This is a genomic window from Shewanella sp. 10B (assembly GCF_023475885.1).
GTDB lineage: Bacteria > Pseudomonadota > Gammaproteobacteria > Enterobacterales > Shewanellaceae > Shewanella > Shewanella mangrovisoli.
Genome location: NZ_JAMDJO010000003.1, coordinates 608392 through 627045, shown reverse-complemented (window position 1 = coordinate 627045; position 18654 = coordinate 608392). Strand labels below are relative to the sequence as shown.

The 18654-nt window shown below is 48.7% G+C and carries 16 protein-coding genes; 7 read left to right on the top strand and 9 right to left on the bottom strand.

The genetic code is table 11. The features are described 5' to 3' along the window. The first annotated feature begins 88 nt into the window (after nt 1-88). A complete protein-coding gene (locus M0415_RS14945; protein ID WP_249556331.1) occupies nt 89-1894 on the top strand; it encodes a sensor histidine kinase in 1806 nt (601 codons plus the stop codon). Between the two features lie 60 nt (nt 1895-1954). Here M0415_RS14945 and M0415_RS14940 read toward each other — a convergent pair whose 3' ends face one another. Next, a complete protein-coding gene (locus M0415_RS14940; RefSeq protein WP_249556330.1) occupies nt 1955-2866 on the bottom strand; it encodes a LysR family transcriptional regulator in 912 nt (303 codons plus the stop codon). A 110-nt stretch (nt 2867-2976) separates the two neighbouring features. On the opposite strand from M0415_RS14940, the gene M0415_RS14935 reads away from it, so the two are divergent. Genes M0415_RS14935 through M0415_RS14925 form a run of 3 tightly spaced genes read left to right on the top strand, consistent with a single transcriptional unit; the run spans nt 2977 to nt 5758 of the window. Then, nucleotides 2977-4113, top strand: coding sequence for an alkene reductase (locus M0415_RS14935; protein WP_249556329.1), 1137 nt, complete (start codon nt 2977-2979; stop codon nt 4111-4113). Next, nucleotides 4113-4757 (top strand): ester cyclase, encoded by a 645-nt coding sequence (locus M0415_RS14930; protein ID WP_249556328.1) that lies wholly within the window; start codon nt 4113-4115, stop codon nt 4755-4757. Before M0415_RS14935 ends, M0415_RS14930 begins: the two co-directional genes overlap by 1 nt. Beyond that, nucleotides 4754-5758, top strand: coding sequence for a polysaccharide deacetylase family protein (locus M0415_RS14925; protein ID WP_249556327.1), 1005 nt, complete (start codon nt 4754-4756; stop codon nt 5756-5758). Before M0415_RS14930 ends, M0415_RS14925 begins: the two co-directional genes overlap by 4 nt. Before the next feature lie 60 nt (nt 5759-5818). Here M0415_RS14925 and M0415_RS14920 read toward each other — a convergent pair whose 3' ends face one another. The 5 genes from M0415_RS14920 to M0415_RS14900 form a co-directional block, all read right to left on the bottom strand. After that, nucleotides 5819-6979 (bottom strand): putative sulfate/molybdate transporter, encoded by a 1161-nt coding sequence (locus M0415_RS14920; protein WP_249556630.1) that lies wholly within the window; start codon nt 6977-6979, stop codon nt 5819-5821. Nucleotides 6980-7257: 278 nt separating this feature from the next. Beyond that, nucleotides 7258-8646, bottom strand: coding sequence for a tetrathionate reductase family octaheme c-type cytochrome (locus M0415_RS14915; protein ID WP_249556326.1), 1389 nt, complete (start codon nt 8644-8646; stop codon nt 7258-7260). A 47-nt stretch (nt 8647-8693) separates the two neighbouring features. Further along, nucleotides 8694-10424: a DUF3373 domain-containing protein gene (locus tag M0415_RS14910; RefSeq protein WP_249556325.1), complete on the bottom strand. Its 1731-nt coding sequence runs from the start codon at nt 10422-10424 to the stop codon at nt 8694-8696. A gap of 177 nt (nt 10425-10601) precedes the next feature. Next, nucleotides 10602-10931: a c-type cytochrome gene (locus M0415_RS14905; RefSeq protein WP_249556324.1), complete on the bottom strand. Its 330-nt coding sequence runs from the start codon at nt 10929-10931 to the stop codon at nt 10602-10604. A 503-nt stretch (nt 10932-11434) separates the two neighbouring features. After that, nucleotides 11435-12166 carry an SDR family oxidoreductase gene (locus tag M0415_RS14900; RefSeq protein WP_249556323.1) on the bottom strand — a complete coding sequence of 244 codons (732 nt, stop codon included), beginning with the start codon at nt 12164-12166 and terminating at the stop codon, nt 11435-11437. A 161-nt stretch (nt 12167-12327) separates the two neighbouring features. Between M0415_RS14900 and M0415_RS14895 the strand changes: the two genes are divergently transcribed. Next, nucleotides 12328-13167 (top strand): LysR family transcriptional regulator, encoded by an 840-nt coding sequence (locus tag M0415_RS14895; protein WP_011718450.1) that lies wholly within the window; start codon nt 12328-12330, stop codon nt 13165-13167. Nucleotides 13168-13230: 63 nt separating this feature from the next. On the opposite strand, the gene M0415_RS14890 is transcribed toward M0415_RS14895, so the two are convergent. Together M0415_RS14890 and M0415_RS14885 are read right to left on the bottom strand one after the other, a co-directional pair. Beyond that, nucleotides 13231-14769 (bottom strand): tetratricopeptide repeat protein, encoded by a 1539-nt coding sequence (locus M0415_RS14890; RefSeq protein WP_249556322.1) that lies wholly within the window; start codon nt 14767-14769, stop codon nt 13231-13233. A gap of 117 nt (nt 14770-14886) precedes the next feature. After that, complete coding sequence (locus M0415_RS14885; RefSeq protein ID WP_220054002.1) at nt 14887-15723, bottom strand: mechanosensitive ion channel family protein; 837 nt, start codon at nt 15721-15723, stop codon at nt 14887-14889. A gap of 168 nt (nt 15724-15891) precedes the next feature. Between M0415_RS14885 and M0415_RS14880 the strand changes: the two genes are divergently transcribed. Next, nucleotides 15892-16371, top strand: coding sequence for a hypothetical protein (locus tag M0415_RS14880; protein WP_088210021.1), 480 nt, complete (start codon nt 15892-15894; stop codon nt 16369-16371). A 430-nt stretch (nt 16372-16801) separates the two neighbouring features. Further along, nucleotides 16802-17977, top strand: a complete 1176-nt coding sequence (locus M0415_RS14875; RefSeq protein WP_011624238.1) for a type III PLP-dependent enzyme — start codon at nt 16802-16804, stop codon at nt 17975-17977. A gap of 59 nt (nt 17978-18036) precedes the next feature. Here M0415_RS14875 and M0415_RS14870 read toward each other — a convergent pair whose 3' ends face one another. Continuing rightward, nucleotides 18037-18249 carry an HP1242/YdcH family protein gene (locus M0415_RS14870; RefSeq protein WP_011624237.1) on the bottom strand — a complete coding sequence of 71 codons (213 nt, stop codon included), beginning with the start codon at nt 18247-18249 and terminating at the stop codon, nt 18037-18039. Between the last annotated feature and the right edge of the window lie 405 nt (nt 18250-18654).

Sequence of the window (18654 nt, the reverse complement as noted above, 5' to 3'; positions counted from 1 at the left end):
CCGAGAGTTTGGCGCTATTCACAGCTTAATTTTTGTCTAGCTTATAGAGTGTCCCGAAGACAAAGGCATATAAGACAAGGCAATAGCAATGGTAACTTGGTGTAGGGCGCTAGTATTAAGCTGCATCTTGACTCTGATGGGGCTCAATTTGTCCTATGCCGATGAAGACATTACCTTCAATGAATTTAAAGTGGGAGTGCTGGCCAATCATGGCGTGTTACAGGCGAAACAACGCTGGCAGCCAATGATGGATTACCTCAGCGAAAAAGTCCCTAATAGCCGTTTTGAAGTGGTGCCAGTGGATTTTAATGGCATGCGCAGCCAATTACTTAGCCACGACTTGCAATTTATTGTCACCAACCCCGGCCAGTATCTGCATTTGAGTAATAACTTTCCGCTATCGTGGTTGGCGACCATGAAGAGTCGTAAGCATCAGGGTAGCACTTTTACCATAGGCGCGACCATTATTGTGCGTGCCGATAGTCCAATCCGCAGTTTGCAGGATTTACGGGGTAAGAATGTGGTCGCCAGCGATCCGCAGGCACTCGGTGGCTATCAGGCGGCGATGGGACTGCTGCATAAAATGGGTTATCTGCCGGAGCAGTTTTTCGGTGACGTGCGATTCTTAGGTTTTCCTCTCGAGCCGTTAATCTACCAAGTGCGCGATGGCAATGCCGACGCTGCTATTGCGCCTTTTTGTACCTTAGAGGAGATGATTGAAACTGGGCTTATCAATCAGGCCGACTATCGGGTTATTCATCCAACCAATCCGCCTGGCTATGATTGCGAGGTGAGCACTCAGCTCTATCCCAACTGGTCATTTGCGGCGGCGGATACAGTATCGCCGCGCATTACCATGCAAATCACCCGTGCTTTGTTTGACTTGCCCGCCGACCATGTGGCGGCGATTACCGCCGATACCTTAGGTTGGACGGCGCCAGTGAGCCAGCTCAAGGTGATTGAGTTATTTAAAGAATTACAACTTCAAGGCGCGTCGCCGCCCCTGTATCAAACCGTCTATAAATGGATGGAGAAAAACAAAGAGTGGGGCGGGGTATTGCTGCTGATCTTTATCGTATCGACCATTTATCACCTGTGGCTCGAGTATAAATTTCGCCAAAAGAGCGAGTTTTTGGTCAGCACCGAGCGGCAGTTAAAGGATAAAGCCTTGCAGCTAGAGCGGTTGCAGAGTGCGGCTATTCTCGGGGAGATTGGCGCAGGGTTGGCCCATGAGTTAAATCAACCCATAGCCGCCATTACCCAATACAGTGAAGGCGCCATGATACAGCTAGAAAGGCTGGGGCAGGATAATCCTGAACTCTATGATATTTTGGGTAAAATCAACGCGCAATCGATACGGGCTGGGGCAGTTGTGCACCGTATTCGCGGTTTGCTTAAGCGCCGTCAGGCCAAGGCTGAATCGCTGAATGTCACCTTAGTCGTCAAAGAGGCTCTCGCTCTGCTACGACGTGAGTTAGACCGCGCCGAGGTACAAGTGACACTACAAGTCGAAGGTCATCCCTTTGAGTTGATGGGCGACAGCGTTGGCCTCAGCCAAATGTGGGTCAACCTAGTGAAAAACAGTCTCGATGCGCTGGAGGCCCGCAAGGATAACCGAGCACGGCAGTTAAGGGTTGAGATCTATTACCACTCCAGTGAAATCAAAGTATTAGTCATAGATAATGGCGAGGGTTTACAGCGCCAAGCCAGCGAGTTAATGGCCTCGTTTGCCTCCACCAAGGATGCGGGGCTCGGCTTGGGCTTAGCCATTTGTAAGGATGTCGTTAGCCGCCACCATGGCAGTATTCAAATTGAAAATTGTCAGCAATCGACACATGCCAGATTGCCTTGGCAACAGGGCTGTGTGGTAACTGTGGTGTTGCCTAAAGGCTAGTATTTCCCTTTAATAACCTGAACTATTGAGTCGCTGTGGTTTAAATCAGCCAAGTTGCCTCTAAGGTGCAGGATATTCTTGGCTAAATTGCTGCAGCTTTTGCGCTAAAAACTCAATGGTGCGGCGTATTTTATGGCTCGGGTAGTCGGTTTGCAGGTAGACCAATTGCAGTGGCACCGCAGGTGCGAGTTTATCGGCTAAGATAAGCTTTAGCCTACCTTCGGTGACATCCTGCGCCACATCGAGCCAGCTCTTATAGGCGATACCTCGCCCCGCCAGCGCCCAATCGCGTACTACGGCACCGTCGTTACAGAAGCGTTTTCCTCTCACTTCAATCTCTACGGCTTCACCATTGTGGCTAAATTTCCACTTCTGCCATGGCTCACCGCCACGATTTAAAATCAACACTTGGTGCTGACTCAGTTCGTTCAGTGTTTGTGGCTCACCATGTTGAGCAAGATAAGCGGGGGAGGCGACGAGCACTCTTGGCGTCATCGACAGTTGGCGCCGTTTTAGATTGGAATCTTCAAGCTGGCCATAGCGTAGGGCTAAATGGATATTTTGATCGATAAGATCCGCCATATGGTCGCCAAAATAGAGTTGGATCGACAGATCTGGCGCGCTATCCATCAGCTCATCTAACCAACCGCGGAACCGGCTGCGACCTATATCAGAGGGCAAGGCAATGCGTACTTCACCTTTCAGCTCGCCCCTATGTTCGGCCAAGTTGGCGGAAGCGGTTTCGAGCAAGGCCAGAGCAGGCTTAGCGGCATCGAGAAAAATCCGCCCTTCTTCCGTGAGCTGCAATCGCCGTGTCGAGCGCGCAAACAGCTGACAACCTAGCTTTTTTTCAAGCCGTTGTAGGGCGGCGCTGGCGGCTGCGGGCGTCATGCCAACCTCTTTACTGGCGGCGGACAGGCTTTCGAGCGCCGCGATACGCAGGGCGAGTTGCAGATCGTTTATATGGTACATATCAAATTATTTTTGAAAATGATTTAAATATTTGGCTGATTATCAATATAGATTAATTAATGCACTATTGCACTCAGATATTCAAACTTCATTTATGGTTCGGAGTGCATATGAGTTTATTTACAGCCTATGAGTCAGCGGCACTGACATTGCAAAATCGTATCGTGATGGCGCCGATGACACGGGCGCGTACCACACAGCCTGGGAATATTCCCAACGACTTAATGGCGCAATATTACGCCCAGCGTGCGTCGGCTGGTCTGATCATCACAGAAGCGACCCAAATTTCGGACGACAGCCAAGGTTACTCTTTTACCCCCGGCGTTTATACCGAGGCACAAATTGACGGCTGGAAGAAGGTCACTGCGGCGGTGCATCAAGCGGGCGGCAAAATCTTTAATCAAATCTGGCATGTGGGCCGAGTGTCCCATCCGATTTTTCAGCAGGGCGGGGCGCCTATTGCGCCTTCGGCGATTACTCCTGTAGGCACTAAAGTTTGGATTGTTGATGAGCTGCACCCCGAGGGGCAAATGGTGGATTGCCTCGAGCCGAGGGAAATGACCCAAGCGGATATCGACCGCGTAGTGGCCGACTTTGCCAACGCTGGGGCAAATGCCGTTGCCGCAGGTTTCGATGGTATCGAAATCCACGGTGGCAATGGTTATCTCATCGACCAATTCCTACGAACTAATTCTAACCACAGAACCGATGCCTATGGCGGCACGCCTGAAAAACGTATTCGCTTTTTATTGGAAGTGGTTGAAGCGGTAAGTGCCCAGATTGGTGCCGATAAAGTAGGCGTTCGCCTCGCACCCTATGTGACTTTTAAGGATATGGCTTGCCCTGAGATAGTCGATACTATCCTGTTAGCCGCTAAGCATTTATCGGCGTTGGGCGTAGCGTATTTGCATTTGTCGGAAGCCGATTGGGACGATGCGCCGCAGGTGCCTGAGTCTTTCAGAATCGAGCTACGCAAAGTGTTTAAAGGCAGCATTATTGTGGCGGGTCGTTACGATGTCGAGCGTGCCAATGAGGTTATCGAAAAAGGTTATGCCGACTTAGTGGCCTTTGGCCGTGCCTTTATTGCTAACCCGGATCTGCCCTATCGATTAGCCAATCAATTACCCCTATCGCCCTTCGATAAGGGGCCATTATTTGGTGGCAGTGCGGCTGGATATACGGATTATCCAAGTTATCAAGCGGCGCTGCAAGCAGTGGTCCGCTCAAGTGATGATGAGGTGGCATAATGCAACATCGTACTTATTGCGCCGTTGGGCCTTGGATAAAAGTCGGTTTATGGAGCTCAGGATTACTCGGTTTAGCTATTTTTGGCTTTGCGCTTGCAAGTCTTAGCTTGGCGGTGTTTGCTGCTCAAGGTGGTTCAACCCAAGCCAGTGTTGATGTCAAAGCAGCCCTTACTCCTAAGGTGACGGCAATGGAGCTGATCAGCGATGGTTCGCCACAGGCTGAATCTATTGCCCACGCCGCCTTGTTATACGCTAGTTTTTGGGATACCGGCGACCCAACATTTGCCCACTGGGCGTTAGCGACCAGTTTTATCGATCGCACTTTGCCAGATGGTCGTGCGCAGGGGATTACTGGTCCACTGGAGGCCTCTAAAACCTTTAGGGCGGCGGTGCCCGATCTCTCTGTAACCGTTGAGCATCTGCTGGTGGTCGGTGACCGTGCGGTTGTGCGTCTCCGCTTTAATGGCCATTTTACTGGTGTCTTTGGTGAACAGCGTGGACAAGGGCAAAAAATTGATTTTCGCGCCGTAGATATGTACCGAGTTCATGAGGGTTTTATCACAGATAACTGGCACCTTGAGGATTATCAAACGCTATTTAGCCAGCTTGCCGCTAAAGCTGTAACCACAGGAGTCAAGTCATGAACCCACGTCGACAATTTTTAAAGACCAGTTTACAGGCGGGCGGTGCCTTGATTGCGGGTGTAGGGCTAAGTCAGTCAGCCTTTTCTATGGGGGTACCGGGTTTAGTAGCACTCGATGATCAAACACAAACTTCAGTCGGAGGCAGTATGAATAAGCGTTTTTGGCCTAATGGCGAACAACTGGTGATCTCTATCTCCATGCAGTTTGAGGCTGGTGCGCAGGATAAAAACGCCGAAGGTCCGTTTCCACCAATGGAGCAGGGGTATCCAGATACTATTACCCCCAGTTGGTACGACTACGGGATGAATGAGGGAATACCGCGTTTGCTACGTTTATGGCGTAAGCACAATATTCAGGTGACATCCCACATGGTGGGCCGCGCCGCCGAACTACATCCACAACTTGCCAAACAAGTGGCGGATGAAGGCCATGAGATTTCTGGCCATGGGCAGACGTGGACGCCGCAATACAGTATGTCGCCAGCGCAGGAGCGTGATTCTTACATCCAGAGTATTAATACTTTAGAAAAGATCACTGGCCAGCACCCCATAGGGTTTAATGCGTTTTGGATGCGCCATAGCACCCAAACCTTAAATATCCTGCAGGATCTAGGCTTTATCTATCATATTGATGATCTATCAAGGGATGAACCTTCAATTATCCCTGTGCAGGGTAAACCGTTTGTCGTGGTGCCTTATACCTTACGTAACAATGATATAGGTCGCTTTGGTGGTAACACTGCGATGACGGCTGCCGCCTTCTTACAGGAGCTTAAAGATGAATTCGATATGCTCTATCAAGAAGGCGCATCCCAGCGGCGGATGATGTCGATTAGTGTGCACGACCGTATCGGGGGCACGCCAGGTCTTGCCAATGCCTTAGACAAGTTTATTCAATACGCGAAAGCACATTCAAAAGTGGGTTTTATGCGTAAGGATGCGATAGCGAAATGGGCGCTGGCACAAAAGGATACGCCCACCAATCCGGCAAGAACATTTTAAGGGATAAAACCACAGCACTGAGATGTGCTGTGGTTTTTACTTTCTTGGAGATATCGGTGCTTAACGCATGGCGAGCATGGCCCAAGTGCGGCGACCCTGCTCGAGAAGAATCCCAACAGCCAGCCCTGCGGCGGCGTTGACAGCCAAGCAAGTGACTGCGGTTGCGAGGATCACAAAGATACAGAAGGGTTTACCATCGATAAGGCGTTTTGACCACGCCAGTTGCAAACCACCGATGGACAGCAAACTGCCGAGAATCGCCACAGGGATAAGCCCGAGTAACCACGCAATTTGGCTATCCCAAAACAGGGCAATAGCCACACAAGTACCGCCGAAGATTAATGGCGCAAGGTGAGTGCGCGCACCAAAGTGGTATTGTACCGCAAGTCCTCCCGCGCCATGGCACATGGCCGCCGCACCAAAAGGCGCGAGTAACAAATTGGCAAGCCCAGAGCTAATGGCCAAGTTTTTAGGCGTGAGTTTGGCGGCGTCTTCGGGGAATTTTTCCTGCGCCATGGCCGAGGTGGCTATCACCGCATTGGTTAAGGTGAGGGCGAGCTGTGGCAACACCAGTAAAATCGCCGCCGAGCTCCACTCATTGAGGCTAGGCCAAGCCAAATGCAGTGAGGCGCTCAATGCGGGAATATTCAGGCTGCTAGTTATTTCGGTTTGGCTGTTGGCTTGCCACAACATGCCAGCTGCGATCACCAGTGGCATAGCAAGGTAACGTAACGGTAAGAATTTACTCACAAATAGCAAGGCAAACGCGCCGAGTCCGAGCAGCCAAAAGTCGCTCATCATCTTAGTGCCCATCCACATTAATTGCAGTCCAATAGCAAGCTGGATACCGACGCTCACGGCTTGGGATAATTGCTTGGCAAGCCAAGTGATGGCGCCACTAAACGCCAAGATTAACAGTATGATACCCATCAGCATGGCGCTGGCTTGCAGCATCCCAGGCGTTAAGCCTTGGGCGATCACGAGGGCGGCGATGACCTTCATGGGTTGGACGGGAATAGGGCGGCGATAAAATAAGGCGCTTAAGATCGCGAATAAGCCGAAACCTAAAAATATCCCTTGGGGCGAAAATTGGTTTAGGGCAATTAAGCCCAAGACTAAGGGTAAAAAAGTGCCTAGGTCGGCAAAGGCGCCGCTGGTTTCACCGAGTAAACGGTTGAGCGGTTGAGTCGAGTGCTGTGTTGGGGTTTTGCCCGCGGTCATAGAGGTTGCCACAATTGAACATTGCCTGATTAGGCAAAATAAATGCCATAAAAATCAGTTAATTTGACTTATAAACAGAGCCAAACTCCTTTTCACGCCTGTAGGTTGAGACAAACTGGGACAGTAATATTTTTTAACTGCGGCGATTTGTCTTTGTTGGCAGGTATAGCACGATAAAAAAGAGAGCTTAGCCAGCGGGTGCTAAGCTCTCAAAGGTTTGCAGGGGAGCGATACTCGCTATGCCTTAAGTTCGGTTAGGCGATAGCGAGTGGAACAGCTTATGGTTGTTTGTGCTTAGGGCCTTGCTTGTTTTTCATTGGATCGCCTTGATAGCCTAAGGCTTGCCAATCGAGACGAGTGCCTTTGTTGTGGCAGTCATTACAGTTAAGGGCTTGTTCCTTTGGGGACACCATGTGGTTGATACGCCACCACATTTCAGTGGCGGCAAAGTCATATTCACCACTGTATTTGATGTCTTTTTCAGTCATGGTGGTGTTTGCTTCCATACCCAGTTTCGCCGCTAAATTCCAATCAAACTCGCTCCAATATCCGCCTTTGCCATAGGTTTTTGGGGTGATAAAGATGTTGAGTTTTTTGTCGTAAATCTGCTTACCAGTATGCACCTTAAAGGGATAAATCTTGGCTTTAGCATCGTTAATGTCGCCCATAGGGTAGGTCAGTTTAGTGACGACATTCGGGTCCATTTTGTCCCCCGCCATATAAGCGTTAGCCGTACCGTTGTACCAAGCGTACTGGGGCTTGACCATTTTCTCCCACACGAAGTCACCCTTTTTCTTCTGATAGGAGTGTTTGCCATATTGATCAACGGTCTCAGGTTTATCATCACCCGCAGTTGACCAATCCCAGTGCATCTTGGTGGGTTCATTCTTAGCGAAGAAGGGAATATGGCAGGTTTGGCAAGCTACGGTTGCGGTATGGGTATTGAGCTTTTTGTTGCTATGCGGCGCGCTCTCGTGGCAGTTCTCACAACCTATATGGTCGATGCCGCCTGGGGATACACCCATGGCATTACCCGAGATTTGATGTTTTTCAGTGGTATGACAGTTTTGGCATTGGAAGTTATTGCCATCGCTGTCCATGTGCACATCGGTGGCTTTATCGGGATAGGCCATGGAGGAGTCGAGATCTCCGTGTTTGACCGCATCACCACCGCCACCATAGAAATGGCAGCTACCACAGTTATCCCGCACGGGTTCACCCACGTTTTGGGCGATCTTCGCCAGAGCGAGTTTTGCCATGGGCTCGCCTGCACCGGCGGGGTCTTTTACATAGGTGCCTGTGGTGTCGTGGCAGACTAGGCAGTCCACTTTGGTTTTATCTTTAAAATCAAAGTTACTGTCCTTCCAGCCATAACCTGCGTGGCAGCTGGTGCAGCGAGGCTCGTTGCTGGAAATCGACACACAGAAGTTATTGATACTGTTTTTCTTACCGCGTAATACGGTTCTATCGGGGAGCTTTTGTTCTAACTCCCATGTCCAGTGGGAGGTTTTCATCATGTCTGTGGCTTGTTCTTCGTGGCAGGTTAAGCACTGAGTCGTGACCTCTGAACCTGTGGCGAAGGGGCCTTTAAGGACGTCTTTATGGGGATTGGCAGCCTGCGCTTGCAACGCCATACCCGCTAAGGCAATAACAATGAGTTTTTTCATTCTGTACTCCTGCCCTCGGCAGTACCGAGGGCTGAATGGCATTTAGGTTAGAAGTTAATGGTCAGCGAGGCGTTCACATCGAAGGCCTTATCGACTACCGGCAGCATCGAGTAGGCTGAGCCCGCTAACACCTCATCGATTTTTTGTGGTGCGCCAACAGGTGTGCCGCTACCTGTGTATTCGTAGTCGTAGTAGAGTCCTGCCAGTTTGATAAACATTTTTGGATTGATATCAAAGATGTAATAGGCTTCACCGACGTGGCCACGGGTGGCTAACTTGCTACCGATTGGGTCATCTTGGGCTTGGGTGAAGGGCGTCCAATATTTAGAGCCGTAGTTATATTCCAAGCCAAACTTGCCGTAGGGCGCTGGGATTTGAATACCTACATAAATGCCATAGCCGTCTTTGGTATCGGTATCATCGCTGGTTTTCGGCACCATGATGATTTCAGTGCCGGTGCTATTTAACTCTGCTTCAAATATTGCATCGGATAGCATGCCGCCGAACATTCCGGCATTGCCATTTGGCTCTGCGCGCGTCCAGCCTAGTGAGGCAAACCATTTGATATCGTTAGCTTCTTCACGTGCAAAGCCAATACCGCCGAGGTACATATCACCAATGACGCCGCTAGGTTGCACTCGGGTGACAAAGTTAAAGTTGTCGAACTTTTGCATATCCTGATACATGGTCGGGGCAAAAATACCCGCCAGTTGGGTCGGGAAGGCCATAGTGCCTTTAAAGCCGTCGTTGATGTCTTTGGCACCAAACAGGGTAAATTGCAGAAAGTTAGTGCCGTCATTGATGGCATCGATATTAAAGCCGCCGAGGTGGGTATCCTTGGTGACTATGTCGCCAAACATTTCGCCATTACCCCATTGGGATTCAAAGCCTTGGCCATAACAGAAGCGAACCACTTGCCCCTCAATTCCAGTGATTTCCCCTAGGTTGTAGCCTAAGGTTGCACCGTCGAAGTTAAAGTTAACTAAATGGCCTGAAGGCGTGCCGCCACGCAGTTCATTTTCACGGTAGTGGCTTGGTGGGCCATAGGTGGATGGGCGGCGGCCAATCGAGAGGTAAAACTCGGAGCCATTGATTTTTTTCCAGTCGAAATAGGCGCGTTCTACTCTTAACCAGTCACCGCTGGTGTTGCCGCTGCTGGTGCCATCCATAGTAAATGAGCGCCAAGAGTCGAACACTTGTACGCCGGTGGAGTCGCCCCAGTTTTTATACATGCTCAGACGACCGGCAAAGCTAACGTTATCCCATACCTTGGCCTTAAGATTTAACCGCAGGCGAGTGGTGTAAAAGATATCGTTATCAATATCTTGAATATGTTGCTGCGCCAGTACATAGGGCATCACCCCCTGTAACATGCCATTTTGAAAGGCGGCGGCAAGGTCTGGATTGGCTTGCATCATTTGGCCGAGTGGCGAGTTAGGATCGTTTGGCATCCCAAAGGCGCCGGACATGGCCTTGGCGCCAAAGTCATTAAAGTTGACTTTAATGGCGGGGTTCCAAACGACATCGCGGTAATGCAGTGAGTGGGCCTTGGTTCTAAAGTCGCCGGTGATTTCAAGGCGGTCTAACGAAGTGTGGCGCTCGGTTTTATCGACGCGGCTATTGAGTTCATCGAGCTGTTCGGTGATATCGGCCAGCTGTTGTTTCAGCTCGGCCATTTTTTGGGTGTCGGCTGGCGTTTCATTGGCGGCGGCAAAGGTTTGGCCGGACATGAACAGCGCATTCGCAACCAATATCGAAATGAGTGTAGGTGTACGCATAGGGTTTCTCCCTGAGTGTTCCGCTGGCACTGGCTCTAAGCCCTGTGCCAAATTTACCCAACAGGAGGCCCTGAGGTGTGCTCCCCATTTTTCTCTTATTGGGCTTGGTTTTATTTCAATGGGTTAACTTGCAGTTGCAGGCCTGCGGTTATCCCTTTGATTTCGGCTTAGCAGCGATTAACCGCAGGTTTGCGGTTGCTCCGAGTCGGCGGCATGGTCATACAGGAATTGCTGTATATCTTTGAGCTCTTGCTCGGTGAGGCCGTTGAATACCTCAGGTTTGAGTTTGTGTTTATCTTTGTCGAAGAAGCGATCCCATTGGCTCATGGTTTTGCTCATTGGGGTCAGCTCGCCACCTTCACCACCTTGGCTATGGCAGGCTTTACATTCTTTTTTATAAAGGTGTTTCCCCTTTTTGGGATTGCCTCCCTCGGCGGCGTAGGCTTGAAGTCCCAAACTGCTGATTAGCGCGACGGTGATTGCGATCTTAGTTGAAGTTTTCATCATCTCATCCTTTCTTAATTGTCATTCACATGACTTTGTTGGTGGAATGTGGCTATTGCTTCCACCTTGTGAATAAATTTATCAAAGGTGATGGGATGTTTATTTGATGTGTATCACTTCCATTAAAAAAATCTAATTTATAAAAATTTCATTGATAAAAATCTAATTGATTGGTGGTGGAATGATTTGGGTGGGAATTTACATTTTCAAAAACAATGATTTGTTTTTATTACTAAATTAGCTTGTTGTGTCGCAGCTAGGGTTTTAAGCCGAAGAGGGCGAAAAAATGAGAGTGATCGAGTTAACACTTTGTAAAATTTACGATCGCTAAAGTAGTCAATCGGAGTGATTTCGCCCGAAATCCACTTTGCTTAAGTGTGAATCTAGCGTAATTCGGTACAGTGGCTAGGGTTGAGGACGCTCGGTCGATTTCTAAGTTTTAAACGCAGCGGCACTCGCACACTGCGTTTGACCTGTATTACACAGGGTCGTGCTAAGCAAGTCGCTTAAGGTTGCTGGCGTGTTGGCGCTAACACTATCTCACGCACACAGACATTTTGTGGTTGTTGCCAAGCAAATAATGCCGCAGCGGCCACGTTTTCGGGGGCAATCACGCCGCCCATTTGAACTTTCCAATCTTGATAGCCAGCTTTGATTGCATCATCCGTGGTGTGGCTTAAGAGCTCTGTCTCGACCGCTCCCGGTGCAATGGTGATCAGGCGTACATCGTCCATCGCCACTTCTTCACGGATATTTTCGGTTAAGGCATGCACGGCAAATTTAGTCGCGCAATAAGCCGCATGGTTGGGGAAGGTCTTACGTCCCGCGACCGAACTGATATTGATAATGGTGCCCGTTTTGCGCGCCTTCATGCTGGCTAAAACCGCATGGATACCATTGAGTACGCCCATCACATTGATATTGAGCATGCGACTCCATTCGTTGGGATCTTGAGTGTCGATTTGCCCGAGCAGCATGACGCCGGCGTTGTTGATAAGGCAACCGACTGGGCCAAACTGTGCTTCCGCTTGGTTAATGGCGGCCTGGATGGCGGTGGTGTCTGTCACATCGACGGCTATCGCTAGGCTATTGGGTAACTCAAGGGCTTGCATTGGTTCTACACGGCGCGCCAGTAGTAATAGCGGGTGTCCTGCGGCGCTAAATTGTTTAGCGATGGCGGCACCTATGCCCGATGAAGCGCCAGTGATTACAACGAGGGGCTGAGTGGTTTTTGTCATTTGTCATTCCTATCTTTAGACGCGGTAAATAAGGTGGATTGATAGACCTCTAACTTGGGAGCCAGTATAAGTAGCGGTTTATAGACTGAAAAATACTTATTTCCACTGAATATGATAGGCTTTGCCTATGACAGAATGTTGGGTTGATAGGGTGACGTTAGATGGTGGATTTACGCTTATTGCGGTTTTTTATCGCGATTTATGAAGAAAACAATATTACGGCGGCTGCAACGCGCTGTTATGTCAGCCAGCCCTCGCTCTCGGCTGGGCTTAAACAGTTAGAGGAAGAGCTAGGCGGCGCCTTATTCGAGCGCAGTAAAAAAGGCGTAAAAGCCTTGGATAGTGCCCATTATCTGTATCCGCTGGCGGTTAAGTTGGTGGAGGAAGCCAGTAAATTACCCGCTCTATTTATGGCAAAAGCGAGTCGGCAAAAGCTGCGCTTAGCCGTGATGCCCGATCTGAGTCAGCGTCGCCTTGCTGGATTATTAACTCAAATTAATCAGGCGATTAGCCATTTAGATTTAGAGCTGGTGGATTATCAAAGTCCTGCGGATTGCCGATTAACCTTAGACAGTTTACGCCATGAGGATGAAGTGTTTTTTCCGCTGTGGGAGGAGGACTATGTGCTATGTGTGCCAAGGGAGCATTCACTGGCCCAGGTTAGCAGTATTCGCCCCGAAGAGTTAAGTCAGTACGATTTTATTGAGTGCCCACCCTGCGAGGCGCACCAGCAAACCATAGGCTTACTCGCCTGCAGCAATTTGTCGCTCAATTTGGTGGCGAAGGCAGAATCTAAGTCTTTGGTGATGTCACTGGTACTGGCGGGATTTGGGGTGAGTTTTCTCCCCGATGGATTAATCGAAGATGAGCCTAGGCTTAAACAGATTAAATTCGATGGTCCTCGGATGTTTCGCCGTATCGGTTTGTGTTATCCATCCCATCAAACTGTTGCGCCAACGTTGGCAACATTGCTGCGGCATTTGAGCAAAACCACGGCTTAAGCCGTGGTTTTAAGTGCAGGGATTAGCCAAGCGGCTAACCCCTAGCAATCAGCTGCTTATCCCTTATTCGTTGCTCTGTAGGTAAGGTGCTAGCTGGGTTTCAATCCTCTCGATTTCATCTTGGGCATACAACAGCTCGGACTCCGTTAAGCGGGATAGGGCCTGTTGTTGATACAATAGTTGATCGCTATTCATCCCGTATTGCCCAAAGTTGCGCAGTAATATGCTCGACCAAATATATGTCTGAACCGGTTTATCAATCGACTCGTGGCGGTTGATATCAACGAGGGCTTGCATGCCATCTTGGCTGCCTAAATCAGCGGCTTTGCGGTACCAAGACTCTGCGGTTTGCAGCGCTTCGCGGCTCGGATGCTCACCCTTGCGGCAGGTTTCTGCTTGGTTAAGATGGTAATAAGCCTGCTGCTCATCAGGGATAGGATGTTGATGCAGAAAGTTATTACACAGACTCTGGACTTCGCGGATCTCTAAGGTGCCCAAGCGCTTACTGAGCTTCTCGTATGCGTCTTGATAGTCACTGATATGGCTCATGGCCGCCAGTTGGTAATACATTAAGGCTTTAATCGGTTGGCGCGAGACGCCTAAGCCTTCCTCGTAGATTTTACCTAGACCGAATAGGGCTTCCTCTTGCCACTGGGACGCCAGCGTCTCGAATTCTGTTCTTGCCTGCTGGTAGTCATTATCAGTTTGTGGGTCGAGTAGTTTAAGGTGTGCCAGCGCTAATTTGGCAAAGACATTGTCAGTGGCGCAGGATTTTTCTAACCAATAGCGGGCTTTGCCGTAGTCGACGGCAAAATCTTCACCATAGAGGAAACGTTTGCCTAGGTAATACTGGCGAAAATCATTTTCTGCGGCATATTCGCTGAGTAAGGCTTCGGCGCGGACGAGATCCTTAGGGCCGCCTTGGCCTGAGGCCAGCATATGGCCTAAGTTATCTTTTGCGTGTTCATCACCGGCGGCGACGGCTTTCTCAAAGTATTCCCGCGCTTTGCTATAGTCTGGCGTGACACGTTCATCGTGCCAATACAGCGTACCTAAGTGGTAATAGGCATCTTGGTTGCCTTGGGCGGCCGCCTTTTCGAACCAGTAAATGGCTTGGCTTGCATCGGGATCGAGAAAGGCTTGTCTGAGATACAAATAGGCGAGCTCATATTGAAACTCGACTTGCCCCGCTTCAGCACTGGCTTTGAGTTGTTCTACCTGCTCGCGTAACTGCTCTGGTGTTTGCGCCTCTGAGGCGACCAAGCTAGTCAGGGTGAGCATGGGTAAATATTGCGGATCGATTTCGGCAGCTTTTCGATACCAATATTCAGATGCCTTAGGATCGGCGGGGACTTGGGGGAATCGACCCGAATACAGCTCGGCCATGGCAATGGCGGCCACGGCGAAGCCTTTATCAACGGCCTGCTGAATATAGTCTAGGCCCGAGTTGACTTGACCCTGATTGATTAATGTAAGTCCGTGATTGAGTAGCGCCGAAGGTTCCCCAGCGGCAAGCGCTTCGGCTTGTATCTTCTTTTTTTGGTATTTGGCAAAAAGAATAAACAGAACGACAAAGGCTATAATGATAAGTATCAACGACATAGTATTCCATCACTATCGATATTTGGGCTGCACAGTAAACGCGTATCCCGAAAAAATTGCAAGTTAACTGTGTCAGATGAAGCGAACGGTGGAAGCCACTCGCCTCGGCGGATGCGCTTACTTTTCTTGCAGATGAATTTCTCGCACTGGGCAAGCCATTTCGATTCCAGCCTGTTTGAGGGCGTTGTAAATCGCTAGATTTATCTTGTATTTATGCTGGAAGTAACTTTGGGTCGGTACCCAGTAACGCACACCAATCTCGATGCCGATGGCATTAAAACCATTGATACCAATATTTGGCGTAGTGTCCTGACTGACATTGGGGTTTTGGCTCAGCAGCTCAGTGATGAGGCTTATCGCCGCCTCGGGGTCGTTGTTATAACTCAGGTTAAATTGGGTTTCGACCAGCTTATTGCTGAAGGAGTTATGTAAGATCTCGCCGACGATGTGCTTGTTAGGAATGCTAATTTGCTCGCCTTCCTCATTGGTTAAAATCGTCATCCCCAAATTAATCCGCGTGACAACACCGCTTTCACCTTTGATTTCGATGGTATTTCCAACCACAAAAGGGCGAGTCACAATAATCGTGACCCCAGCAGCATAGTTCGACAGCATGCCCTGTAGAGCTAAACCGGCACCGAGGGAAGCCGCACCAATTGCCGCCACCATGGGGGTGACACTAATGCCTATCTTGCCTAGGGCAATAATCGCCACCATGACAATGATCAGGATACGGATCAGATTGCTGACAAAGTTACTGAGGGTGATGTCGATTTGGTGTTTTTCACACTGTTTGGCCACTAAGCGCGAGACTTTGCTGGCGACCCACAGACCCAACAAAAAGACCAGCGCGGCACCGAGTAATTGGAAACTATAATTGACTAAAAACTCGGTGATCAGCTGGTAAACGCCCTGCAGTTGTTGCAATTCTTGATCGAGTCCTGGTGTTATCATTATGATATCCTTGCAATAAATTTAACCGCCCTAGTATAACGCACAATTGCTTTGAAAGGCGTATTCGTCATGCATTGTGAAGCGTATCATGTAATGGTTCGGATTAAATGAGCCGATTGCGAGACTCGGGTATGCTATTGCCCGTATCAAAAATGGAGTTACGTGTTTATGAGAAAGCTGTTGTTGTGCCTGTCCTTCCTTTTCACTCCCATGATGGCCTTGGCGGCAAGTTATGTTGCTGGGGATGCGATCAATCCTATTTCATTACAGGATCAAAACGAGCAAGCGGTCAGTGTGACCGACGACACCAAAGTAGTGCTCTTTAGCCGCAGTATGAAAGGCGGCGATATTATTAAAGAAACCCTGACGCCATTGGCGGGAGATAAGTTTCCGCAGCATTTAGTCTATGTGGCGGATATCAGTGGTATGCCATCACTGATCGCCAAATTTGTCGCCGTGCCGCAAATGCAGGAGTTGCCTTTTGCCATTGGCTTAGACAGAGAGGGCGAGATCAGCCGTCTGCTACCCGATACTAAAGATATGGCGACGATGATTTTACTGGATCACCGTAATATTCAAGACATCGCCTACTTCGATTCGAGTGAAGCCTTAAGCCAAGCTCTAGCGAAATTAAACGAGTCGCAATAGTCCGTTCTTCGTGGTCAATGTTGAGGGGGGCTATGTTGAAGGGCTCACCCCTCAACTTATTTCATCTCGCTTTAGAGTGGTGATTCTGGGCTCGCACGGCTCAAGCTTGAATCGCTCATCGGCCGACCAGTGTTACTCAGTATTTTTCCTCAGATCATCCTTAGCTGCATAAGCTTGGATTGTCGTCGTAAAAAATTCATTTTTCCTACCTCAAAAACGTCAATATTCTCTGTTGTGCTCTTGTGCATAATCATCTGTTTTGATGGCAGTTTTTTTACGTTTGATGTCACTTAAAATTTCACGGAATAAAAAGTTAGTTATTAAGCATAAAAATTCGTTGCGTAAAATAAAAAAATAGCGTTTACTGCGCACGTTTTTAAGACAGATAAGCCAATTTTTTACCATTTGACCCAAAGGAGACTCTGGCCCAATGAGCCAATTTCAATCTATTGATGTTGCTGACTATTATGATGCTGAAACCTTCAAGCGTATCGAAGAGTTTGCTAAAGATAAAGCGACCCCGTTCGTGGTGATTGATACCAGTATCATTGCGAAACAATACGATGACATGGTTAATAGTTTTCCTTATGCCGATGTTTATTATGCAGTTAAGGCAAACCCTGCGGCTGAGATCCTGACGTTACTGAAAAACAAAGGGTCAAACTTCGATATTGCGTCGATTTATGAATTAGATATGGTCACTAACGTGGGCGTAACGCCTGACCGCGTGAGCTATGGCAATACCATCAAAAAGCGTCAAGATGTGCGTGCGTTTTATGAGCGTGGTGTGCGTATGTATGCATCGGATTCAGAAGCCGACTTACGCATGATCGCCGAAGAAGCACCGGGTTCACGCATCTATGTGCGCATCCTGACCGAAGGCACAGACACCGCCGACTGGCCACTGTCTCGTAAGTTTGGTTGCCAAAATGAGATGGCTTATGAGCTGTTAGTTCTGGCGAAGGAATTAGGCTTAGAGCCCTTTGGTATTTCATTCCACGTGGGTTCACAGCAACGTGATATCGGCGCTTGGGATTCGGCGATTGGTAAAGTGAAGAGCATCTTCGATCGTCTGCGCGATGAGCACAACATCGTCCTGAAGATGATCAATATGGGTGGCGGTTTCCCTGCAAACTATATCGACAAAACCAATCAACTCGGTGTGTATGCCGAGCAAATCACCCACTTCCTGAAGGAAGATTTTGGTGACGATTTGCCACAGATCATTCTGGAGCCTGGTCGCTCGCTGATCTCTAACGCTGGGGTATTGGTGTCTGAGGTGGTGCTGATCAGTAAGAAATCCTACACCGCATTAGAGCGTTGGGTATTTACCGATGTGGGTAAGTTCTCTGGTTTAATCGAAACCATGGATGAAGCGATTAAATTCCCAATCTTCACCCACAAACAAGGTGAGTTGGATAAATGTGTTATCGCCGGCCCAACCTGCGATAGTGCCGACATCATGTACGAACATTACAGCTATGGTCTGCCGAATGACCTCGCGATTGGAGACCGTATGTACTGGTTAACTGCCGGTGCTTACACCACCACTTATTCAGCGGTGTGTTTTAACGGTTTCCCACCTCTGAAGGATTACTACCTGTAATCTTGGCCGCAAGGCAACAAAAAGGGCGCTTAGGCGCCCTTCGTTTTTGGCGTCACCACTTAATTGTGGGATTTGAGAATTTGATAGATCTCTTCTTTTAAATGCAGTTTTTTGCTTTTGAGTTCTTTCACTGTGGGATTGAAATCACTGCCAACGCGTTTTTCCAGTTGTTTGATTTCTTCATCTAATTGATTGTGCTCGTTGAATTTGCGTTGAAAATGAGCATCTTGAGTCTTTAAGGTGGTAATGAGATCTCGATATTCTGGAAACATTGGCGTTCTCCTTGTCGTCTTTTATCGTGCTTTGGTCTCGTCTTAACCCTAACCTTAGGCACGATGATGAAACGTGATATGGATCAATATTTGTCCTCCTACAGATTAATACTAAAGGGTGATTTCAGCAAACTAGCTATAAATCAATAACCTATATCTTTTATATTGCTCTGTGTGGCGAGTGAGTCAGATCTGGCTCACACTTACTTTCACCTGATTGACGAGTGCCCACAGAAACATCACAGATTTGCTATCTTTGTGATCAAGCTGTAATAGGTTTGGTAATTACATTACGAATGAACAATTCTTCTTGCCGATAATTCTGTGATCAAGTTAACCTTCACCGCTTCGATACTAGGTTAAAGTCGATTCAATAAGAATTTTATTATCAAAAATGAAAGGGGT